Annotated in this window: 19 protein-coding genes; 5 read left to right on the forward strand and 14 right to left on the reverse strand. The window is 69.4% G+C overall.

What is annotated here, in order from left to right:
* Positions 1–6: 6 nt before the first annotated feature.
* The 6 genes from OG202_RS02505 to OG202_RS46325 all read right to left on the reverse strand — a co-directional run bounded on the left by OG202_RS02505 (position 7) and on the right by OG202_RS46325 (position 5,807).
* On the reverse strand, positions 7–480 hold the full coding sequence (locus tag OG202_RS02505) for a winged helix-turn-helix transcriptional regulator (RefSeq protein ID WP_326585971.1): 474 nt from the start codon (positions 478–480) through the stop codon (positions 7–9).
* 302 nt (positions 481–782) lie between these two features.
* Positions 783–1,151 (reverse strand): hypothetical protein, encoded by a 369-nt coding sequence (locus OG202_RS02510; RefSeq protein ID WP_328222247.1) that lies wholly within the window; start codon positions 1,149–1,151, stop codon positions 783–785.
* A gap of 194 nt (positions 1,152–1,345) precedes the next feature.
* The gene (locus tag OG202_RS02515) at positions 1,346–2,212 is read right to left on the reverse strand and encodes an alpha/beta fold hydrolase (RefSeq protein ID WP_327731682.1); all 867 of its coding nucleotides are present in this window, start codon (positions 2,210–2,212) and stop codon (positions 1,346–1,348) included.
* Positions 2,213–3,036: 824 nt separating this feature from the next.
* Positions 3,037–3,363, reverse strand: a complete 327-nt coding sequence (locus OG202_RS02520) for a helix-turn-helix domain-containing protein (protein WP_327731681.1) — start codon at positions 3,361–3,363, stop codon at positions 3,037–3,039.
* Positions 3,364–3,411: 48 nt separating this feature from the next.
* On the reverse strand, positions 3,412–5,637 hold the full coding sequence (locus OG202_RS02525; RefSeq protein WP_327731680.1) for a helix-turn-helix transcriptional regulator: 2,226 nt from the start codon (positions 5,635–5,637) through the stop codon (positions 3,412–3,414).
* Positions 5,607–5,807 carry an ATP-binding protein gene (locus OG202_RS46325; protein ID WP_405892374.1) on the reverse strand — a complete coding sequence of 67 codons (201 nt, stop codon included), beginning with the start codon at positions 5,805–5,807 and terminating at the stop codon, positions 5,607–5,609. Before OG202_RS46325 ends, OG202_RS02525 begins: the two co-directional genes overlap by 31 nt.
* A 131-nt stretch (positions 5,808–5,938) precedes the next feature.
* Here OG202_RS46325 and OG202_RS02530 point away from each other — a divergent pair, with 131 nt between their 5' ends.
* From OG202_RS02530 to OG202_RS02540, 3 genes are all read left to right on the forward strand, one after another.
* The gene (locus tag OG202_RS02530) at positions 5,939–6,079 is read left to right on the forward strand and encodes a hypothetical protein (protein ID WP_327731679.1); all 141 of its coding nucleotides are present in this window, start codon (positions 5,939–5,941) and stop codon (positions 6,077–6,079) included.
* Positions 6,080–6,629: 550 nt separating this feature from the next.
* Positions 6,630–7,436 carry a response regulator transcription factor gene (locus OG202_RS02535; protein WP_328222248.1) on the forward strand — a complete coding sequence of 269 codons (807 nt, stop codon included), beginning with the start codon at positions 6,630–6,632 and terminating at the stop codon, positions 7,434–7,436.
* A 337-nt stretch (positions 7,437–7,773) separates the two neighbouring features.
* Complete coding sequence (locus tag OG202_RS02540) at positions 7,774–8,361, forward strand: GtrA family protein (protein ID WP_326585182.1); 588 nt, start codon at positions 7,774–7,776, stop codon at positions 8,359–8,361.
* Positions 8,362–8,933: 572 nt separating this feature from the next.
* Here OG202_RS02540 and OG202_RS02545 read toward each other — a convergent pair.
* The 6 genes from OG202_RS02545 to OG202_RS02570 all read right to left on the reverse strand — a co-directional run bounded on the left by OG202_RS02545 (position 8,934) and on the right by OG202_RS02570 (position 13,200).
* Positions 8,934–10,460, reverse strand: coding sequence for an MFS transporter (locus OG202_RS02545; RefSeq protein ID WP_328222249.1), 1,527 nt, complete (start codon positions 10,458–10,460; stop codon positions 8,934–8,936).
* Between the two features lie 244 nt (positions 10,461–10,704).
* Positions 10,705–11,199: a PaaI family thioesterase gene (locus OG202_RS02550; RefSeq protein ID WP_326585180.1), complete on the reverse strand. Its 495-nt coding sequence runs from the start codon at positions 11,197–11,199 to the stop codon at positions 10,705–10,707.
* A 107-nt stretch (positions 11,200–11,306) separates the two neighbouring features.
* The gene (locus tag OG202_RS02555) at positions 11,307–11,648 is read right to left on the reverse strand and encodes a hypothetical protein (RefSeq protein WP_327731675.1); all 342 of its coding nucleotides are present in this window, start codon (positions 11,646–11,648) and stop codon (positions 11,307–11,309) included.
* On the reverse strand, positions 11,645–11,845 hold the full coding sequence (locus OG202_RS02560) for a hypothetical protein (protein WP_327731674.1): 201 nt from the start codon (positions 11,843–11,845) through the stop codon (positions 11,645–11,647). Before OG202_RS02560 ends, OG202_RS02555 begins: the two co-directional genes overlap by 4 nt.
* Positions 11,846–11,900: 55 nt before the next feature.
* The gene (locus OG202_RS02565) at positions 11,901–12,494 is read right to left on the reverse strand and encodes a TetR/AcrR family transcriptional regulator (protein WP_326585177.1); all 594 of its coding nucleotides are present in this window, start codon (positions 12,492–12,494) and stop codon (positions 11,901–11,903) included.
* Positions 12,495–12,699: 205 nt separating this feature from the next.
* On the reverse strand, positions 12,700–13,200 hold the full coding sequence (locus OG202_RS02570; RefSeq protein WP_326585176.1) for a PaaI family thioesterase: 501 nt from the start codon (positions 13,198–13,200) through the stop codon (positions 12,700–12,702).
* A gap of 104 nt (positions 13,201–13,304) precedes the next feature.
* Here OG202_RS02570 and OG202_RS02575 point away from each other — a divergent pair, with 104 nt between their 5' ends.
* Positions 13,305–13,772, forward strand: coding sequence for a winged helix-turn-helix transcriptional regulator (locus OG202_RS02575; RefSeq protein ID WP_326585175.1), 468 nt, complete (start codon positions 13,305–13,307; stop codon positions 13,770–13,772).
* 316 nt (positions 13,773–14,088) lie between these two features.
* Here OG202_RS02575 and OG202_RS02580 read toward each other — a convergent pair whose 3' ends face one another.
* Complete coding sequence (locus OG202_RS02580) at positions 14,089–14,910, reverse strand: alpha/beta hydrolase (protein ID WP_327731672.1); 822 nt, start codon at positions 14,908–14,910, stop codon at positions 14,089–14,091.
* Positions 14,911–15,069: 159 nt separating this feature from the next.
* Positions 15,070–16,131, reverse strand: coding sequence for an alkene reductase (locus OG202_RS02585; protein ID WP_327727479.1), 1,062 nt, complete (start codon positions 16,129–16,131; stop codon positions 15,070–15,072).
* 809 nt (positions 16,132–16,940) lie between these two features.
* Between OG202_RS02585 and OG202_RS02590 the strand changes: the two genes are divergently transcribed.
* Entirely contained in the window at positions 16,941–17,954 is a 1,014-nt protein-coding gene (locus OG202_RS02590) for an NADP-dependent oxidoreductase (RefSeq protein ID WP_327731671.1), read from the forward strand.
* Positions 17,955–18,112 lie beyond the last annotated feature (158 nt).

Raw genomic sequence — 18,112 nt, forward strand, 5'->3', positions numbered from 1 at the left:
CTCAGCTCACTCGGGCGACCTCATACGAAAGGCGGGGCCTGGAACGCTGTCAAGGTCCTTCGCTTGCACCGGGTGCCCTCGTTCGCAGCGCAATTGGACGTCGACGTGCCCACCGCACTCGCGGTGTCGCGCCAGTACCGCCGGCCCCTCCGGGTCTGCACGGTACCGGTCACCCCACTGCAGCAGCCCCATCACGGCCGGCACCAGATCCATACCCTTCGGGGTGATCACGTACTTCGGCCGACTCCGCGAACCGGGCTCCTTGTACGTCTCGGTGGCCAGGATTCCTTCCCCCACGAGCATCCGGAGCCGCGCCGCGAGGAGGTTGCGAGGACAGCCGAGGACGCGTTCGAAGTCGCTGAAGCGGGACGAGCCGTACCAGACCTCGCGCAGGATCAGGATCGTCCACTTCTCGCCCACGATCTCAAGAGTCCGCGCGATCGAGCAGTTGGACGTGTCCCGGTCGAGTCGGGGGTCCATGCCGGTGTCTTGGAGAACTTCGGTCCACGCATCCATGGGAGCGATACTAACCGAGTTTGAGTTTACTTTTAGATACCCAGGAGCCGGGCGGAGCGCACGCCCTCACCAATGAGGAGGTGAGGAGGTCACGGCTCGCCTGGGGTCGGACACTCATCTCGGGTCGTAAGCCACACACATTGCCTCGCGGGCATAATATTATGTGCGTCAGACTATGAACCGAGCTCGGATACGACACATTGCTCGGATACGACACATTGCGGCCCGGCCGACAGGGACTCGAGGACTTCGTTCGCGGCTATCTGTCACCCGAGCACCGTGACCAGCCCAGCACCGGATGCCCCTCCGCCGCACTGCTCGACGAGATCGGCCGCTGCGCGGACCCCACCAAGCAGGCGTACACCGAGGGCGCGACGGCCACCGTGGACGAGATCGCCGCCCGCCTGGCGCCTGCGGATCCGCAAGCCGCTCGCGGCAAGGCCATCGGGCTCTTCATCCGTGATGGTGGGGACGCTGCAACTGTCCAGCGCCCTCGTGGAGTCGACCGCAAGTTCGCCGACGAGGTCCTCGAGCGGGGAATCGAGAACGCCCACATGCTCATGCGCCGAGAGGAAACGACCGAGCCGCAACAGCGTGGTGGTCGCCCTCCGTCGCCGGGCGATACGCCAGGGCATCGAACCGAGCCTGGATGCGCCAACCGTTCCGCGCGTCCGAGCATGGACCCTCGCGACCACGCGCGGGCTGGTGAAGCGGCCTCTCCCACCTCGCCTCATGACCGGTGGACGGGCGTGGACCACCCGGGCCGGAGAAGCCTCCAATGCCCCCGGCGCACGGACCGCCCGCCCCTGACACCCACTACTGACACCCACTACCGCTCAAGGAAGTCGAGGGCTTCCGCCACGAACTGCTCGTGGAACTGGAAGATGCCTCCGTGGCCGGCGTCGGGGTAGACGACCAGGTCGGCGTTCGGCAGTCGCCGGGCCAGTTCGAACGAGTTCTTCGTCGGCACCATTCTGTCGCTCTCGCCGTTGGCAATGAACACGGGCTGCTGGATGACGGAGAGGTCCTGGGGCTGCGCGAGCCCCCAGCGGTGGATGGCCTTGAGCTGGGAGAAGTACGACGTGAGGGAGATCGCCTTGTCCCGGTCGTGGGTGCGCTCCTTGAGACGGGCCAGGAACTGCTTTCCGGCACGGCGCCCGCCTGCGGTGCGGGTGAAGAAGAGGAACTGCTTCGGGTCCTGGAGGGTGAACAGGGCCCGGAGGGTGTCGAGATGGGACAGCCGGCTCACTTTCTTGATGCCCTCGCCGCCCGCGGGGCCGGTGCCGGTGAGGATCAGCTTGCGAACGAGCTGCGGGGCATCCTCCACGATCACCTGGGCGATCATGCCGCCCATCGAGAAGCCGTGGATGTCGACATGCGCCAGCCCGAGTCCCCGGATGAAGGTGACGGCATCCTTCGCCATCTCCTCGATGGTCTTCGGCGTCGAGCCGCTGGAAGCGCCGACGCCCCTGTTGTCGAAGGTGATGACCCGGCGCTTGGCGGCGATGCCGTCGACGACCCAGGGGTCCCAGTTGTCGAGGACAGCGGCAAGGTGGGTGATGAAGACCACCGGCACGCCAGTCCGGGGACCGAGGTCACGGTAGGCGAAGGTCACTCCCCCGGCGGTGAGGGTGCGGGTCGGTGCGTCCTTGTACGAGGTCACCACGTCGCCTCGTACTCCTTGTGCGTCGTTCATGGCCGTGCCCTTCCGCATGGGGTTTCCGGACTGCGGCGGCAGTCGGTCCGGTCGGCAGCAGAAGGCCCGTAGGAGTGGGAACCCTGGTCGGTCGATTCCTTCAGCATCCGCCAACAATTGAAGTATGACCATACTTCCATGAGCTCCGCAAGGGACGCGCCGCACGCGATGACGGTGAGGCCACGACAGCGACTCGACCCCGCCGCAAGTCCGCCCCCTTCCCCCGGGGAGCAGACCCTCGATGTCACGACAGCACACGAGGCCACTCCGCCGGAGCGCGCCGACCATCGGCCGGGCCTCACGTCACGACCTACCCCCGGGACCAACCGATCGCCACCCCGCGTCGCCCGAGCGGCGGCGGGTCGGCGCGGTCAGGCGGCGAGGACGTCGGCCACCTGCCCGGCGAAGGCCTCGGCGTACCGGAAGGGCATGGCGTGGCCGACTCCGGCGCGGAGGACCAGACTTACACCTCACCGAAGAGGGCCGCCGACAGCGCGTCCGCCGCCATTCGCACACCCTGCGCCGCCACCTCGGAGACCGAGGGGCCGCCGCCCGTGAGCCGGTGCGCGACATGGTCGAAGTGCTCGTGCCGCCGACCGGCGCCGCGCGCCCACCACGAGAGCGGCGCACACGACCCACCGGCACCGCATGACATAAAAGATCAGAAAAACCCCATACACATAATGTGCATGACCGGGGAAGGCCGGACAAACAGCGCCCCGTCCGCTTGCGGGCAAGATACGGAGAGACGATGTAAGCCCTTTCCGGGCGGTCGGCTTCCTCCGCATCGGCGAGCCACCCGGGCAGCCCCGGAACACCGCCGGTCACCCCATCAAACGCAGCCCGTCCTCGAAGTCGATGCGCGTGAGGTCAGCGCGCGAGACGATGCCGAGCTTGGGGAAGACGTTGGTCAGGTGGTGACCCACCGTGCGGGGACTGATCAGCAGTTGTGCCCCGATCTCCCGGTTGGTGAGTCCCTGCGCGGCCAGCCGTGCGACTCTCAGCTCCTGCGCCGTGAGGATGGCCGCGGTGTCCCGGGCCGGTGCCCAGTCGCGGCGCGGGTGCTGCCCGGTCAGCTCCAGTTCCGCCCGGGTGCGGGCGAGCAGGGGCGCCGCGTCGAGTCGCTGGAAGGTTTCCGCGGCTTCGGCCAACTGCGTCCGGGCGTCGGTACGGCGGCCGGTCCGCCGCAGCCACTCGCCCTACAGCAGGCGCGTGCGGGCGTGGTTGAAGGGCCGCGACGCGGCTCCGGGGACCTCCAGCGCCAGCCGGAACTGCTTGTCCGCATCCGCTCGGGATGCCAGGAGCGCGTGGAGGAGGTGCGTCGCGGAGATCGCCCACGTCGCGTTCGTCCGTTCGGCCCACTGCCGCAGCAGCCGCGCCTGTTCCTCGGCCGTGGCCCGGTGCCCGGCCTGGAGGGCGGCCTCGGCGGCGTCGGGTGCGGCGAGCACGGCGATGGTGGCGTTCGCCGCGTGGTGCCCGTGCTCGCTCAGCCGGACCAGGCGGTCCAGCGCCTCCTCGGCCCGGCCGGCGAAGAGCGCCGACATGCCGAGGTTCCACTCCGCGCAGGCGCTGAAGACGCGTACCCCACGCGGCACCCAGACCTCGACGGTGTGGGCGGCGAAGTCCGCGACGGTCTGCTCGTCGCCTCGCGCGGCTGCCAGCCATCCAAGACCGGTGCGGCACTGCGCCGCCAGGTGGTCGTCGCCGGTCCCCTCGGCCACTTGGATGCCCTCAAGGGCGTTCGCCGCGGCCGAGGTCCAGGAGCCTTCCGCGATGTCGAGCGCCACGGTCTGGGCCAGTGCCTGGGTCAGGGCGGTGACCTGGTCCGTGTGCCGCAGCATGTCGGTCTCGCGGCGGAGCGCCTCATGCAGGGCCGACTCGATGCCCCAGGCCACCGCCAGCGGTGCCGGTGGCATCAGGAGCCAGGAACTGCCGCTGAGTTTGGTGAGGATGTCAGCGACGGGGGCCACGACCTGGTCGCGGTCATCGGCGCTACCGCCCCGTTCCTGCGTCCACCACTGGCGCAGCAACGGCAGCAGATCGGCGTTGGGGAAGTTCCCTTGCGGGAGCCGCCGTTCGAGCCGCTGGAGCGCCTCGCGCTGAAGTGGGCCATGACTGGCCGCCCATGCCGCCCGCAGTGCCATGCTGCCGAGCCTGAACGCCTGTCCGGGGTCGGCCACCCGCTCCATGTCCCGGGTCAGCTGACGGCAGGCGGTTTCCAGATCGCCGTGCGCGAACTCGATCAGCCCGCGCAGCCCCTCGCTGAGATCCGCGACCGTGGCTTCGGAGGAGAACCCCTCGGCCCGCTCCAGCATCCCGCGCGCCACGTCGACGTGGCCGGCCTCCCAGGCCGCCCTCGCTCCGTGAGCCAGCCGTCTGGCCGCTTCGTCCGTCGAGGGCGACAGCTTCGCCGCACGCCGCAGGGCACGGGCCGCCGTGGCACAGCCACCGCGCGCCCAGGACCGGTGGGCCGACTCTTCCAGCAGCCGGGCCACCTCCTCGTCGGGTCGGCCCACGGCATCCCAGGCCGCGGCGAGGTGCCAGGGCCGCAGCTCGTCGGCGTGCTCACCGGTCAGTACGGACGCGAGGGCGTGATGAACGGCCTGGCGGTTCGCGGGCGGCGCCTCCTCGTAGACCACCGCCTCCATCAGTGGGTGACGGAAGCGGATGCGCCCGTCCGAGCGCGTGGTGAGCAGGCCCGAGTGCAGCGCCTCGTCCCACGCGACCGCGTCGAGGCCGAGCACGAGTCCGGCCTGGCGCACGGTGTTTCGGTCGCTGCGGTCATCGGCGGCGGTGACCAGGAGCGCGGTGCGGGCAGCCGCGGACAACCTCTCGATCCGGGCGCGGAAGGCACGGCGCAGCCGGGGCCCGACGGCGATCCGCCCACCGGCAAAAGGGTGCGTCGAGATGTCGCCGGCCGCCATGGACGTGGGCAGTTCCTGGAGCGCGAGGGGGTTGCCGGCCGCCGCGCGGACCGTGCGGCGGATGACCGCCTCGTCCGCGTGCGGAGCGACGGCACGGGCGAGGAGCCGGGCATCCTCGTCGCCCAGCTCCCGGACCTCCATCGCCGCCAGCTTCTCCCAGGGGCCGTCGACGGGGTCGTCGTGTCCGGTGAGGAGCATGACCACGGGCTCGTTGCGCAGTCGGCGCGCGACGAAGGCCAGGCACTGTGCGGACGGCTCGTCGAGCCATTGGGCGTCGTCGGCGACGATGAGCACCGGCCGTTCCTTGGCCAGCTCGCCGACGAGCGTCAGTACGGCCACGCCAATCAGGAACCGGTCCGCCACATCGCCGCTCATCCCGAGCGCCCCGTTCAGGGCCTTGGCCTGCGGCTCCGGAAGCGTACTGATCCGCTCCGTCACCGGCCACAGCAATTCGTGCAGCGCGGCGAACGTCAGCCCCGACTCCAGGCGAGTGCCCCGCAACGCAAGACAGCGAAGTCCGCAGCGGCGGACTCGGTCACGTATTCCAACAGGGCGGTCTTGCCGATGCCGGGGTCACCCCACAGCACCAGCGTTGCCCCGTTGCCTTGCCGAGCACCGTCAAGGATCCGGTCAAGGGCTGCCTGCTCCTGGCGCCGTCCGTACAGGTCCATTTGCTTGAAAGCTTAATGGGTTGCGATCGCCCCGAGCCACTCCCGGTACCCACGTTCCACCCGATTTGGCAGTTCCATGACCGATACGGTGACGGATTCGCTGCCGTCCCTTCATCCGTAGCGTCGAAAACGTGATCAGCGCGTTCGCGGAACTGGGCTACGCCGTCGGCCCGACCAACGGAGGCATCAGCAGGCTCCACCAAGTCGTTCCCGCCCAGGACTTCGACAGGCGACTCCGCACACTCAACCGGCCGGCCGACTGTCGACCGTGAATCAACCACCAAGACCTCGAAGGAACGGCAGCAAGGAGAAGTACGCCGCTGACGCCGTCATCCGCGATGACGGCGGGAAGCCGGACGACATCCATACACACCCCAGTCGAGCCTGGTCGGCCGCGTCGCCCTGTCGCGGCGGGCCCGCGCCGCCGTACCCACCGCCACCCCACACACCGAGGGCGACGCGGCAGGCCTCACCCAGGGCTCCAACTCGCCGTCCACCGCGTCGTCCAGGAAGTCCTGACCAACATCGTCAAGTACGCCGCCCCCGCACACCGCGGCGCACGTCATCGTCGCCCCCGCCCTCGACGCCGTAGACGTCACCGCCGAGGACACCCGACCCTCGCGCACCCCACGGGTGGACGGTCATGACGGCGGTGACCAGAGGCCGGTCGGCATACGTGAGCGGGCCGCCCTCTGCCAGGAGAGGTCACCGCGGGCCCCAGCTCCCGCGGCGACAGGACCGTCCCTGCCCTTCTCGCCCCCACCACCCCCACCACCCCCACCACCCCCACTACCCCCACTACCGCCCACACGGAGACTTGACATGACCACCGTTCTCATCGTCGACGACCACGCCCTGCAGCGCTTCGGATTCCGGATGCTTCTGGAACAGCACCCCGATCTGACCGTGGTGGGCGAGGCCGCCCACGGCGCGGAAGCGGTCCGCAAAGCAGCCGAACTTCGCCCCGACGTCGTACTCATGGACGTACGGATGCCCGGCATGGACGGCATCGAGGCCACCCGCCGCATCATCGAGTCCGGAGGCCGCTCCCACGTCCTGGTCCTGACCATCTTCGACATCGACGAGCACGCCTGCGATGCCCTGCGCGCCGGTGCCAGGGGATTTCTGCTGAAGGACGCGCGGCCCGACGAACTCGTCGCCGGTATCCGGTCCGTGGCCGCCGGGGACGTGGTCATCGCCCCCGGCCTGACTCGCGAGCTCATCGACGTCCTCTCCGACCGTCTGCCCGGCCACGCCCCGGGCCAGAAGCAGCGCCTCGCCTTCCTGACCCAGCGCGAACGCGAGTCCCTCACCCAGCGCGAACGTGCATCCCTCACCCAGCGCGAGCGCGAGGTGCTGACCGCTCTCGCCTCCGGCTGGAGCAACCTCGAGATCGGCGAACGGTTGTCGCTGGCCGAATCCACCGTGAAGACCCACGTCAGCCACATCCTCGCCAAGATCGGCGCCCGGGACCGTGTTCAGGCAGTGATCTTCGCCTACGACATCGGACTGGTCAGACCCGCACGACCAGCTGGTTTTGTTGAGGGAACCCGACACCACTTGTCGCTCAGGGCCGAGAACGCCGCGTCTGGCCGGAGGGCGATGTCTGTGAGTTTTGGCAACGCTTGAGGGCTTGCGGTGGGAGAGGGCCGGGCCATGGCCGACATCGGGGAGGCGACGGCCACCCCGTAGCCGGGCCACCGGTCTCTCCCCCGGGTCGGTGGCCTCGCGGCAGCGGAGTGGTCATCGCACCGAGCGCGTGCGCCGAGGTGCGCCTGCTCCCCCCGCCACTTATGTGAGTACGGTCATAATCCCAAAGCCGGCCAGACCCTTGCCCGTGGACCGACCCCCTGCTTATTATCGTACGGTCGTAATGTAAAAGTCTCAACGAGCGTGCGTGCGCAGCGTCCTGCGGAGCCGCCGACCAAAGAGGCCCAGCAACTCTCTCAGCCGAAGGGGACTTCCCATGAAGTCGCTGGTCTTGCCGAAGACGACGCCTGGGGCAGCGGACGAGGCGCGGGGTGCGGAACGGACGGACACCGATACGGCCGCCGCACGACGAAGCCCGGGTGCTCCCGGTCCACTCGCCTCCTTCGCCCGGTTCGTCCTGTTCGGCGGCGGTGTCGGGGCCGCGTCCAGCACTGCCGTGGTCGAGCTCGCCGGACTGATGCCCTGGGCTGTGGCGAATGCCCTGATCACCGTCGCCTCGACTCTCCTCAGTACGGAGCTCCACGCGCACTTCACCTTCGGGGCAGGGCGAGCAGGATGGCGGCGGCACTGGCAGTCAGCGGGGTCGGCCATGGCCGCCTACGGGGTGACCTCCACCGCGGTGCTCGTCCTGCACCTCGTGCAGCCGTCGGCCGGAGTGCTCTACGAGCAGGTCGTCTACCTCACCGCCGCCGGGCTCGCCGGTATCGGGCGTTTCCTGGTGCTGCGTGTGTTCGTCTTCGCCGGTGGCCGGACCCGGACCACGGTGCCGGCCATGAGCCCGGCGCCGGCACGGGAAACGGGCGTCAAGGTGTCCGTGCTCTTCCCGGCACCGGCGCTGTCCTGAGGGTGCGCTGGTGCGCCGGTCCCCGATCGCCGCGCGTCCTCGGCCTCGGCTCGCCCGCCCTCTTGTGAGACCTGTGCCTGCCCGGGAGAAGCCCGCGACGCCGGTGCAACTCGTCCCCGCCCGGCTACGCCGGGACGCCGGGACCCGCGTGCGCAGCACTTCGCAGGTGACGAGGCCCCGCAAGGGGGCGTTCGCGGGCGTGGGGTGCCGGCGCTCGCTGGAGTGCGGCTCGTCGGCCGCCGGAACCTGCCGTACCAGGAGAACGCCGCCGGCCGGCGACTCAGTTCGACGTTCCTCATCTGCGAATCCGCAAGGGCCGGTCCAGACACGTCGGCGCCGACACCGCACACCTCTCTGACAGCCCGCCCTGTTCCGCACCATTCCGCCGGCAGCCCCCGGTCGCGAAGGAGGGTCCGCCCCGGCGGTGCACGATGATCGGCCAGCCACGGCAGGAACGGTTCGCAGCAACGGTGTCCGCAGCGACGTCAGAGGCGGTGTAGAGGCGGTGCCAAAGGCAAAAGCCCTGTTCTGACGTCACCGCGCCAGGGCTCCGCTCCGTACGGGCGGGCCTCCTACCTGCTCCCCCGCAGCACCTCTGACTCGGTCACGGCACCCCGGTCCGCCGCTGCTTCGGCGGCATGGTGCTGTGCCACCTGGATGTGGCGCAGGCCGAACCAGGCGACCAGTGCTATCAGCGCGAAGGCCGCCCCGGCGAGGACGAAGCTGAGGGTGAACTGCGATTCGGCGGGCAGAGCAGGGGAGCCGGCAGGGAGGTGCCCGACGCTCTTGGAGGCCAGCACGGTGGTGATCACAGCGCTGCCGATGGCGCTGCCGGTGGAGCGGGAGATGGAGTTGATGCCGTTGGCTATGCCGCTCTCGCGCTGCGGCACGGCGGCCACGATGATCGCCGGCATGGCCGCGTAACCGAGACTGATGGCAGCGCCCACGAAGGCGCCTGCCGCGATGACTGACGGAGTACGGCCGTGGTCCAGGGCGAGCCAGGCGAAGCCCGCGGTGCCGCTCGCCGAGGCCAGCGCCAGGACGGCCCGCGGACCGTGCCGGCGGACCAACTGTCCGCCGACGGGCGCGGCGAGCAGCGACACCACGGTGCTGGGCAGCAGGTACTCCACCGAGGCGCGCAGCACACTCGCGTCGAATCCGTAACCCGCGACCCTCGACGGCATCTGGACCAGGTAGGACACGCCGATGATGAACACGAACGTGCCGTAGCCGACCAGGAGCCCGGCGAGATTGGCGAAGAGCACCGGCCGGTGGGCGAACATCCGCATGTCGACCAGCGGTTCCGGCACCTGCCGCTCGACCAGCACCCATACGGCGGCCATGGCGGCGGCACCGGCGAAGCAGCCGATCGTACTCGGTGAGGACCAGCCCCACTCGTGTCCCTGGGTGATCGGCAGCAGAAGCAGCACGAGAGTCGTGGCGAGGGTGAGGGTGCCGAGGATGTCGGTTCGGCCACCGGCGGTGTGGCGAGTGGCCGGCACGAGGGTCAGGACAGCGATGAGGACGACGACGGCGAGCCCGGTGGCCAGCCAGAACACGCTGCGGTAGTCGGGGTGGGAACCCGCTGTGAGCAGACCTGCGGCGACCAGGGCGAAGCCGCTGCCGAAGGCGAACGCACCGCTGGCCATCGCCAGCGCCGCCGGGAGTTTCTGCGGGCGGACCTCATCGCGCAGGACGGACAGGGCGAGGGGGAAGATCGCAGTGGCGGCGCCTTGCAGCACCCGGCCGGTGATCAGCCACAGCAGGGAGTGCGTGGTGGCTGCCAGTACGGTGCCGGCGATCAGCACCAGCAGTACCCCGACGAGGGTGGGTTTTTTGCCGTGCTGGTCGCCGAAGCGGCCGAGCAGGGGCGTGAGGACGGCGGCGGACAGCAGGGTGGCGGTGGTGACCCAACTGGCGCCTGCGGCGGTGGTGTGCAGGCTGTTCTGGATCAGGCTGAGGATCGGCACTACCAGCGTCAGCATCATCGACACGATCATGGCGGCGAGACTCAGCGCCAAGACGATGGCCTTCTCGCTCCTGTGCCGCCCTGCGGGGGCGGAGTCGTGGACGGGGGCACTGCCGATGCCGGCGCTCATGGGTTCGAAGTCCTTCGGATTGAGCCGGGGACGGCGGGTGCGGCGGGGACGGCAGGGACGGCGGTCACCAGGAAGGCTGCGGCCGCGTGCGGAACGCGCGGCTCGCCGCATGCGGCCAGGGCGAATTGATGCGTACGTGCGGTGGTACGGCCGTCCGCCGAGGTCGCGGTTCCGGAACCGGAACCGGAACCGGAACCGGTCGGGAGCGCTGCCCGGTGCGAGCGGTGAACATGCCTGTCGCGGTTCAGGGCGCGGGGAAGGGAAAGAGCATGCAACTGCTGGTGGCGTGGGCGAGCAGGCGGTCCGCCTCGTCGAGCAACTGGGCCTGGGCGAGAGCGGTTTGGCGTCCCCTGCTGACGACCGTGCCGATGGCGCGGACCTTGCCTGTGTCCACGGTGATCCGCCGGAGGAACTTCACGGTCAGGTCGAGCGAGGTGTATGCCATGCCCTGCGGCAGGGTCGACTGGACTGCCCCGCCGGCCGCCGAGTCGAGCAAGGTGGCGTAGACCCCTCCGTGCACACTGCCGATGGAGTTGTAGTGCTCCTCGCCCGGGACCAGCGAGAAGACCACGCGCCCCTCCTCCACTTCCTCCAGGACGAAGTCCAGAGCGGCCACGATGGGCGGTGGGGGCAGGCGTCGCTCGAGCAGGTCGCGCAGCACCTCAACGCCGGAGGTGCGGCCGGCGGTTGCTCCCACGATCGCGGGATCCTGCCACTCATACGTGCGCGTCCGTCCCACGATCCTGCCCTTCTCCATCTGAGTTCGAGAAATGAACCTAGCCACGCACCCTCTGACTGTCAATGATGAAGTCAGAGTCAGTGACAGCGATGGCGGGATGAAGTGCCTTAGGTGTGCTGTCTCACGTAGAAGCCGCCCTCGCGGTCCCAACCGCCTTGCCAGTGCGGACGGGTGAGGTCGGCGACCTTCGCCCTCCGACTCCTGGCGGAGTGCTTGCCGACCGGGTGGAAGACGAGCAGAACAGGCGGGCGCACACGCTCGTATCCCTCCCAGGCGGGTGCGGACCAGCGCGTGCGGCACCTCGGCTTCTCGATGCCGTCGGTGCCCCTCTCCTTCCGCTGGAAGAACCAGGCGCACTCGTCGGACTTCGCGGCGATGAGGGCGGCTTCCTCGGTGCAGTTGCCGACCTCGACGAACAGCAGCGGCACATCGTCGGCCGGGGCGATCACGACGACGTCGACGCGGGCGCCGCCGATCGCGAGTTCTTCCAGGTGCCCTCCACCGGGAGCGCGACCTCGGCGGCGCAGGAGGTGATGGCGCCGATCCCCTTGAGGGCGTCGACGGCGGCCTGCGCGGAGGCGACCGTACCGACCGGTTCCCCCGCGACCAGGTCGAGGTCGGGCCTCGGGCCGATCAGCGCGATCACGGCGGCGTCGGGCTGCTCCCCTGGAAGGCCCAGCAGGGGCTGGGGATGTGGTTCGTCAGACGCGCTGCCCGCCGGCGTCCAGCAGGGCGAGGACGTTGTCTATCCCCTGATCGAGGAGCTCATGGGCGAGTTGAACGTCGGTCAACGCGCGGGAAAGCTGCAGCGTCCCGACCATCAGGCCGAGGAGGCTGAGCGCCTTCACACGTGCGGAGGACGGGGCCTCGGGCGCCATACGGGCGGCAATGCCGTCGATGAGGACGAGCACGCCGTCGGTGTACGCCTGCCTGGTCGTGTCGGTGCAGCGCCCGATCTCGTCGAGCAGCGCGGCATTGGGGCAGCCGTCACCAAGGCTTTCACGGTGCTGGGGCGACAGGTACGCGCGCACAATCTGTTCGAGTCCGGCGCGGCCGGGCGCAGCGCGCGCGACGACGCTCTCCGCCTGCGCCTTCAACTGGTCGGCGATCGCCGTGGTGACGAGATCGTCCTTGGATTCGAAATGAGCGTAGAAGGCCCCATTGGTCAGCCCCGCGTCCTTCATCAGCGTCGAGACCCCGGAGCCGTCGATGCCGTCCTGCTTGAACCGGCGGCCCGCCGTCTCGATGATCCGCCGCCTCGTCTCCTGCTTGTGCTCCTTCGCGTACCGCACCACAGCGCATGCTCCTTCGCCGCCCGGTAGGGCCGGTTGCCCTTCACCGACTCCACCAGTCTATGGTATTGCGAACGTAATCCAAAGAGTCGACAGCGGTGACGGCCGACGCCGCCTCGTCGCCAGCGCCCTGCTCCTGTCCGCCGAGATCCGACGCGTACGCGTCTGCGGAGCAGGCGGCTGCGCTCTGCGCCTCTTGGACGCGGAGTCACACCCGAGGGGCGGGCACCGGGAAGAGCATGCAGCTGCTGGTGGCGTGGGCGAGGAGACGGTCCTTCGCATCGACCAACTGGGCCTGGGCGAGGGCGGTTTGGCGACCCTTGCTGACGACCGTGCCGATGGCGCGCACCGGGCCCGTGTCCACGGTGACCCGCCGCAGGAACTTCACCGTCAGGTCGAGCGAGGTGTACGCCATGCCCTGCGGGAGGGTGGACTGGACGGCGCAGCCCGCCGCCGAGTCGAGCAGGGTGGCGAAGATACCGCCGTGGACGCTGCCGATCGGGTTGTAGTGCTCCTCCCCCGGCGTCAGCGAGAAGACCGCCCTGCCGGGCTCCACCTCGTCCAGGGCGAAGTCGACGGTGTGGCTGATCGGCGCCCTCGGCAGCCGCCCCGCCTGCACCTCGCGCAGGAAGTCGATCCCGGCCATGCTCCCGGCGGCCTCCGCCGAGATCGCGGGATCGTCCCAGTGATACGTACGCGTTCGCCCCACGGTCCAGCGCCCTTCCCTCTGACTGTCAGCTGACTTTTTCAAGCGAAGCTAGACTTTTGTCCACCTGACTGTCAATGCCGAAGGCAGACCCTTACGATGGCGGTATGGAGTGGCTTGAGGCGAGCACGGAGAACTGCCCCGTCCAGCGCACGCTCGACGTGATCGGGGAGAAATGGACGCTGCTGATCCTGCGTGACGCCGTCAACGGGGTCCGCCGCTTCGACGACTTCCACCGCCACATCGGCCTGTCCGAGGCCGTCCTCAGCGACCGCCTCCGCAAGCTGACCTCGGCCGGCATCCTGAAGACGGTCCCCTACCAGGAGCCCGGCAGTCGCTCCCGCAACGAATACCGCCTGACCCGCAAGGGCTGGGACCTGTGGCCCGTCCTGATGGCCCTCACCCAGTGGGGCGAGGCATACACCCTCGGCTCGGAGGGTCCTGTCCTGGACGTCCGCCACACCGACTGCGACGCCCCGGTCCGCGTCGTCGTCGAGTGCTCCGTGGAGCACTCCGCCCTGACTCCCCGTGAAGTCACCGCCCGGCTGGGGAAGGGCGCCCGCCTCCGCTCGTGAGTCATCGACCTCTCGGTCGCCGGCCAGACTGCGGTGAGACATCAGCCGAGTGCCGTGTACGCCGCCGCCCGTTGCCCCTCGACACGATCGACTTCGGCGCGCCGCCGAACCGAACTCGATGGGCGCTCCGCTCGCAGGTCCTGCACCTTCGCCGTCGCCGCCGTCCTGTCCTGGCGTTCCTGGGCGAAGGCCGGACCGGGACGAGATCGCGGGCGTCGCGAACCTGCGCGCCACCGCAGGCCATGTCGGCGTCCGTCCACCGTCCCGATCCGGCAGGCGCGCGGAGCTTGCGTCCACCGCGCCCGTACCCGCTCGGTCAGATCTTCGTCTTCTCCCGGACCCACGCGCCGATCCGTGCGAGGGCGGCGTCGACCTCCGGAACCCGGCCGGCACCGTAGACGTACGAGTGCTGGCCTCCCGGGACCACCACGGTCGCCGTGTCGATTCCGGCGTCCTTGACGCGGGCGGCGAACTCCTCGTCCTCGCCGGCCAGGACCTCGTACGTGCCCCAGGAGACGAGAGTCGGGGGCAGACCGCTCAGGTCCGCCCGGTTCAGATTGATCCGGGTGTCCGTGACCTCGATGCCCGTGCCGCCGATCCAGGCGTCCCGGAAGAACTCCAGCAGTTCCTTGCTGAGAATCTTGTCCGTCCCGGCGTTGGTCACCATGGTCTCGTTGGCGATCTCGAGGTCGCACCAGGGTGAAATCGACACGATGGCGCCGGGCAGGGGCTGCTTCTTGTCGCGGAGGCGAAGCGCCAGGGCGACGGCGATGAACCCGCCGATCGAGTGGCCGATCGTGATGATGTTCCCCGGCTCATACCCTTCGGAGAGCAGCCAGTTGAAGGCCGCCTCCGCGTCGTCCACCTGAGCCGGGTACTTGTGTTCCGGTGCCCGCCGGAAGTCCAGGACCAGTACCGGGGCCCCGACGGCCTTGGCGATGTGGCCGGCGAGCTTTCGGTCGACGAACGCCGACGACAGAACGGAGCCCCCGGCGTGACCGTGCAGGAGGACGTAGTCGGTGTCGGCGTCGACGGGTTCGCACCAGATTCCCGGCACGCCACCCGCGTCCACCTCCCGATAGGTGACGCCTTCCGGCTCCCGGGCGGTGAGATGGACGCCCTCCGACACGATGCGCATCGCATCCAACTCGGACGCGGGTAGCGCCAGTCCGGCCATAAAGTCCGCGAACTCGATCGCTTCCGGGCTCAGTTCAGCGGCAGTGTGCTCAGACAGGTGGTACCTCCATGGGGCCGTCTGGGCATACCGGCCCGCCGGGACCGGTATGGCCGGGGTTTGTCAGGCGGTGAGGGTGGGGTAGTCGGTGTAGCCGGCCTCGCCGCCGCCGTAGAAGGTGGCGGGGTCGGGGGTGTTGAGGGGGGCGCCGGTGCGTACGCGCTCGACCAGGTCGGGGTTGGCGAGTGCCATCGTGCCGACGGTGACGATGTCGGCGATGCCGTCTTCGACGTCCTTGGCGCGGGTGGCGATGTCGGTGCCGGCCCGGTTGAGAACCAAGGTGGTCGGCCACAACTTGCGCAGGGTGTGCAGGGGTTCGTCGTCGCCGCCGTGGACGATGTGCAGGTAGGCGAGGTCGAGCGGGGCGAGGGCGCGCACGAGTGCCGGGTACAGCTCGTGGGTGTCGCTCTCCGCGATGTCGTTGAACGGGTTGCCGGGAGAGATCCGGAAGCCGGTGCGGCCGGCGCCGATCTCCTCGGCCACGGCGGTGGCGACCTCGACGGCGAAGCGGATGCGGTTGTCGAGGGAGCCGCCGTAACGGTCGGTGCGCCGGTTGGTGTTGGTGGCGAGGAACTGATGCACGAGGTAGCCGTTGGCGCCGTGGATCTCGACGCCGTCGGCGCCGGCCGCGATGGCGGCCGCCGCGGCGCGCCGGTAGTCCTCGACCGTCGCGGCGACCTCCTCGGTGGACAGCTCACGCGGTACCGGCATCTCCTGAGGGCCGGACGGGGTGAACATGGTGCCCGCCGGCTGGACCGGGGAGGGGGCGACCGGCTGCCGGTGGTGGGGGGTGTTGTCGGGGTGGGACATCCGTCCGGCGTGCATGAGCTGGATGACGATGCGTCCGTCGGCCTCGTGCACGGCGTCGGTGACCTTGCGCCACCCGGCGACGTGTTCCTCGGAGTAGATGCCGGGGGTGAGCAGGTAGCCCTGGCCGTCGGCGTTGGGCTGGGTGCCCTCGGTGATGATGAGGGCGTGCGAGGCACGCTGGGCGTAGTACTCGGCGTTCAGCTCGGTGGGTATGCCTTCCGGTGTGGACCGGTCCCGCGTCAGGGGGGCCATCGCCAGCCGGTGCGGCAGGGAGATCTCCCCGGCGACGATCGGGTTCCACAGGGCGTTCGACATGGATGTTTCCTCAGAATAAAGGGTGAGTGGGGGCTGCGGGGTGGCGGGCTGCCTGCCCCGCGGATGAGTAGGGGCCAAAGCGTCGGCCTCGCTTTAGATTACGATAGACATCTAAAACGATCCAGTCAACGGCCCGCCACCGTCAGCCACCGCCCGCGGCCGGAGACTGCTCGACGTGCATGCGGGCTACAGGGCCGGCGGCCGATCAGCTTCGGACGGAGACCCCCCGGGCGCATGATCACCGTGAACGGTTTCGCGAACCGCCCTCACAGCGGGCGCGCGCGGGCACGGCGAACGACACCTCTACGGAGACCCGCACGCTGCAGATACGCCGAACACGCCGCGAGCCCCCTCCGACCGGTGTCGGATCACCCCCCCGGCCGCTTGGGGGCGAGCAGCGCGGCCTCCGGCTCGACAGCCCTCGACTCGCCCCGTACAGGCTCAAGCACCCAGGGACGAACCGAGCTCACCACGAACTTCTGGCGCAACCGCGCTCAGCCCGCCCGGCGGGCCCCATACGAAATGCGGGGCCGGGGGCACTCTCCATGCCCTCCCCCAGCACGGCGTGACCCCGTTCGCGGCGGATCCGGGTGTCGACGTGCGCGCCGCATACCGGCGCCCTGAAGGGCTTCAGTCCTCGCGCCCATGAGGGTGACCCCAACTCCACCTGAGTTTACTTTTCTACACTCAGCCGATAGCGTCATGACCAGCACATCAACCCGGCCGCACGCGAGAAACGGGCGCGCAGGGGGGACCTGCGCGAAGAATCAGATCGACTACCAGAACACCCACACAGAAGGGCGGCCGACATGAAGGCATTCGTCGTCGAGAAGTACGGCAAGGACGGCACGCGCGCCGCAGAGGTACCCGAGCCCGCCGTCGGGGACCGCGACGTCCTGATCAGCGTGAGCGCCGCCAGTATCAACCCGTTGGACAAAATGGTTCGCAACGGGGAGTTCAAACAGCTCATGAAGTACAAACGCCCCTTCACGCTCGGCCACGACGTGGCCGGCGTCGTGACGCGGGTCGGCTCCGCCGTACGCGGCTTCGAAGTCGGTGACGAGGTCTACGCCCGTCCGCGCGACCTGCGGATCGGCGGCTTCGCGGAGTTCATCGCGATCGACATGGACGATGTCGCGCCCAAGCCGGCCTCGCTCACCCTCCAAGAGGCAGCCGCCGTGCCGCTGGTGGCCTTGGCCGCCTGGCAGGTCCTCGTCGACCGTGCCCACGTGAAGCCGGGTCAGAAGGTGCTCATCCACGCCGGCGCCGGCGGCCTCGGCTCGACGGTCATCCAGCTCGCCAAGCACCTCGGCGCCACCGTGGCGACGACCACGGACACCAAGACCGAGCAGTTGGTCAGGAGCCTCGGCGCCGACATCGTCGTCGACTACACCAAGGAAGACTTCTCGAAGGTACTGTCCGGCTACGACCTGGTGCTGGACTCCCTGGGCGGAGCCAACCTCGAGAAATCGCTGACCGTGCTGAAGCCCGGCGGCCTGGCCATCAGTGTCGTCGGCCCCCCGGACGCCGGCTTCGCCAAGCAGCTCGGCACCCCCTCCTTCATGGGTCTGGTCATGAACACGCTCAGCCGCAAGATCCGTAAGCAGGCCAAAGCACTGGGTGTGCGCTACCAGTTCTTCTTCATGCAGGCCAACGGCTCCCAACTGCGCAAACTCAGCGCCCTCTACGACAGCGGGAAGCTCCGCCCGGTCATCGACAGCACCTTCCCGTTCGACCAGACACTCAAGGCGATGGCGCACGTCGAGCAGGGCCGCACCAAGGCCGGCAAGGTCGTGGTCTCGATGGAGCCCGACAACCACTGAGACCAGGCCGGCCACAGCCCCTCCGTCCGGCACGGTCACCGGAGGGGGCGACGCCGCCGTCGGCGACCCGATGGCGACTACGCTCGCGCGGAGCCGCCGCCGCAGGCGTCGTCTCGGTGCCATTGCGCATGCCCTACGGCTCGCGACACAGGGCGCCA

Source organism: Streptomyces sp. NBC_00310, from assembly GCF_036208085.1.
In the GTDB taxonomy this organism is placed as follows: Bacteria; Actinomycetota; Actinomycetes; order Streptomycetales; family Streptomycetaceae; genus Streptomyces.

Bases quoted from the DNA above. Each gene is read 5' to 3' on its own strand.
- OG202_RS02505 (WP_326585971.1), bottom strand. From the start codon at position 480: ATGGACCCCCGACTCGACCGGGACACGTCCAACTGCTCGATCGCGCGG.
- OG202_RS02510 (WP_328222247.1), bottom strand. From the start codon at position 1,151: ATGCCCTGGCGTATCGCCCGGCGACGGAGGGCGACCACCACGCTGTTG.
- OG202_RS02515 (WP_327731682.1), bottom strand. From the start codon at position 2,212: ATGAACGACGCACAAGGAGTACGAGGCGACGTGGTGACCTCGTACAAG.
- OG202_RS46325 (WP_405892374.1), bottom strand. From the start codon at position 5,807: ATGGACCTGTACGGACGGCGCCAGGAGCAGGCAGCCCTTGACCGGATC.
- OG202_RS02535 (WP_328222248.1), top strand. From the start codon at position 6,630: ATGACCACCGTTCTCATCGTCGACGACCACGCCCTGCAGCGCTTCGGA.
- OG202_RS02540 (WP_326585182.1), top strand. From the start codon at position 7,774: ATGAAGTCGCTGGTCTTGCCGAAGACGACGCCTGGGGCAGCGGACGAG.
- OG202_RS02545 (WP_328222249.1), bottom strand. From the start codon at position 10,460: ATGAGCGCCGGCATCGGCAGTGCCCCCGTCCACGACTCCGCCCCCGCA.
- OG202_RS02575 (WP_326585175.1), top strand. From the start codon at position 13,305: ATGGAGTGGCTTGAGGCGAGCACGGAGAACTGCCCCGTCCAGCGCACG.
- OG202_RS02580 (WP_327731672.1), bottom strand. From the start codon at position 14,910: ATGCGCATCGTGTCGGAGGGCGTCCATCTCACCGCCCGGGAGCCGGAA.
- OG202_RS02585 (WP_327727479.1), bottom strand. From the start codon at position 16,131: ATGTCGAACGCCCTGTGGAACCCGATCGTCGCCGGGGAGATCTCCCTG.
- OG202_RS02590 (WP_327731671.1), top strand. From the start codon at position 16,941: ATGAAGGCATTCGTCGTCGAGAAGTACGGCAAGGACGGCACGCGCGCC.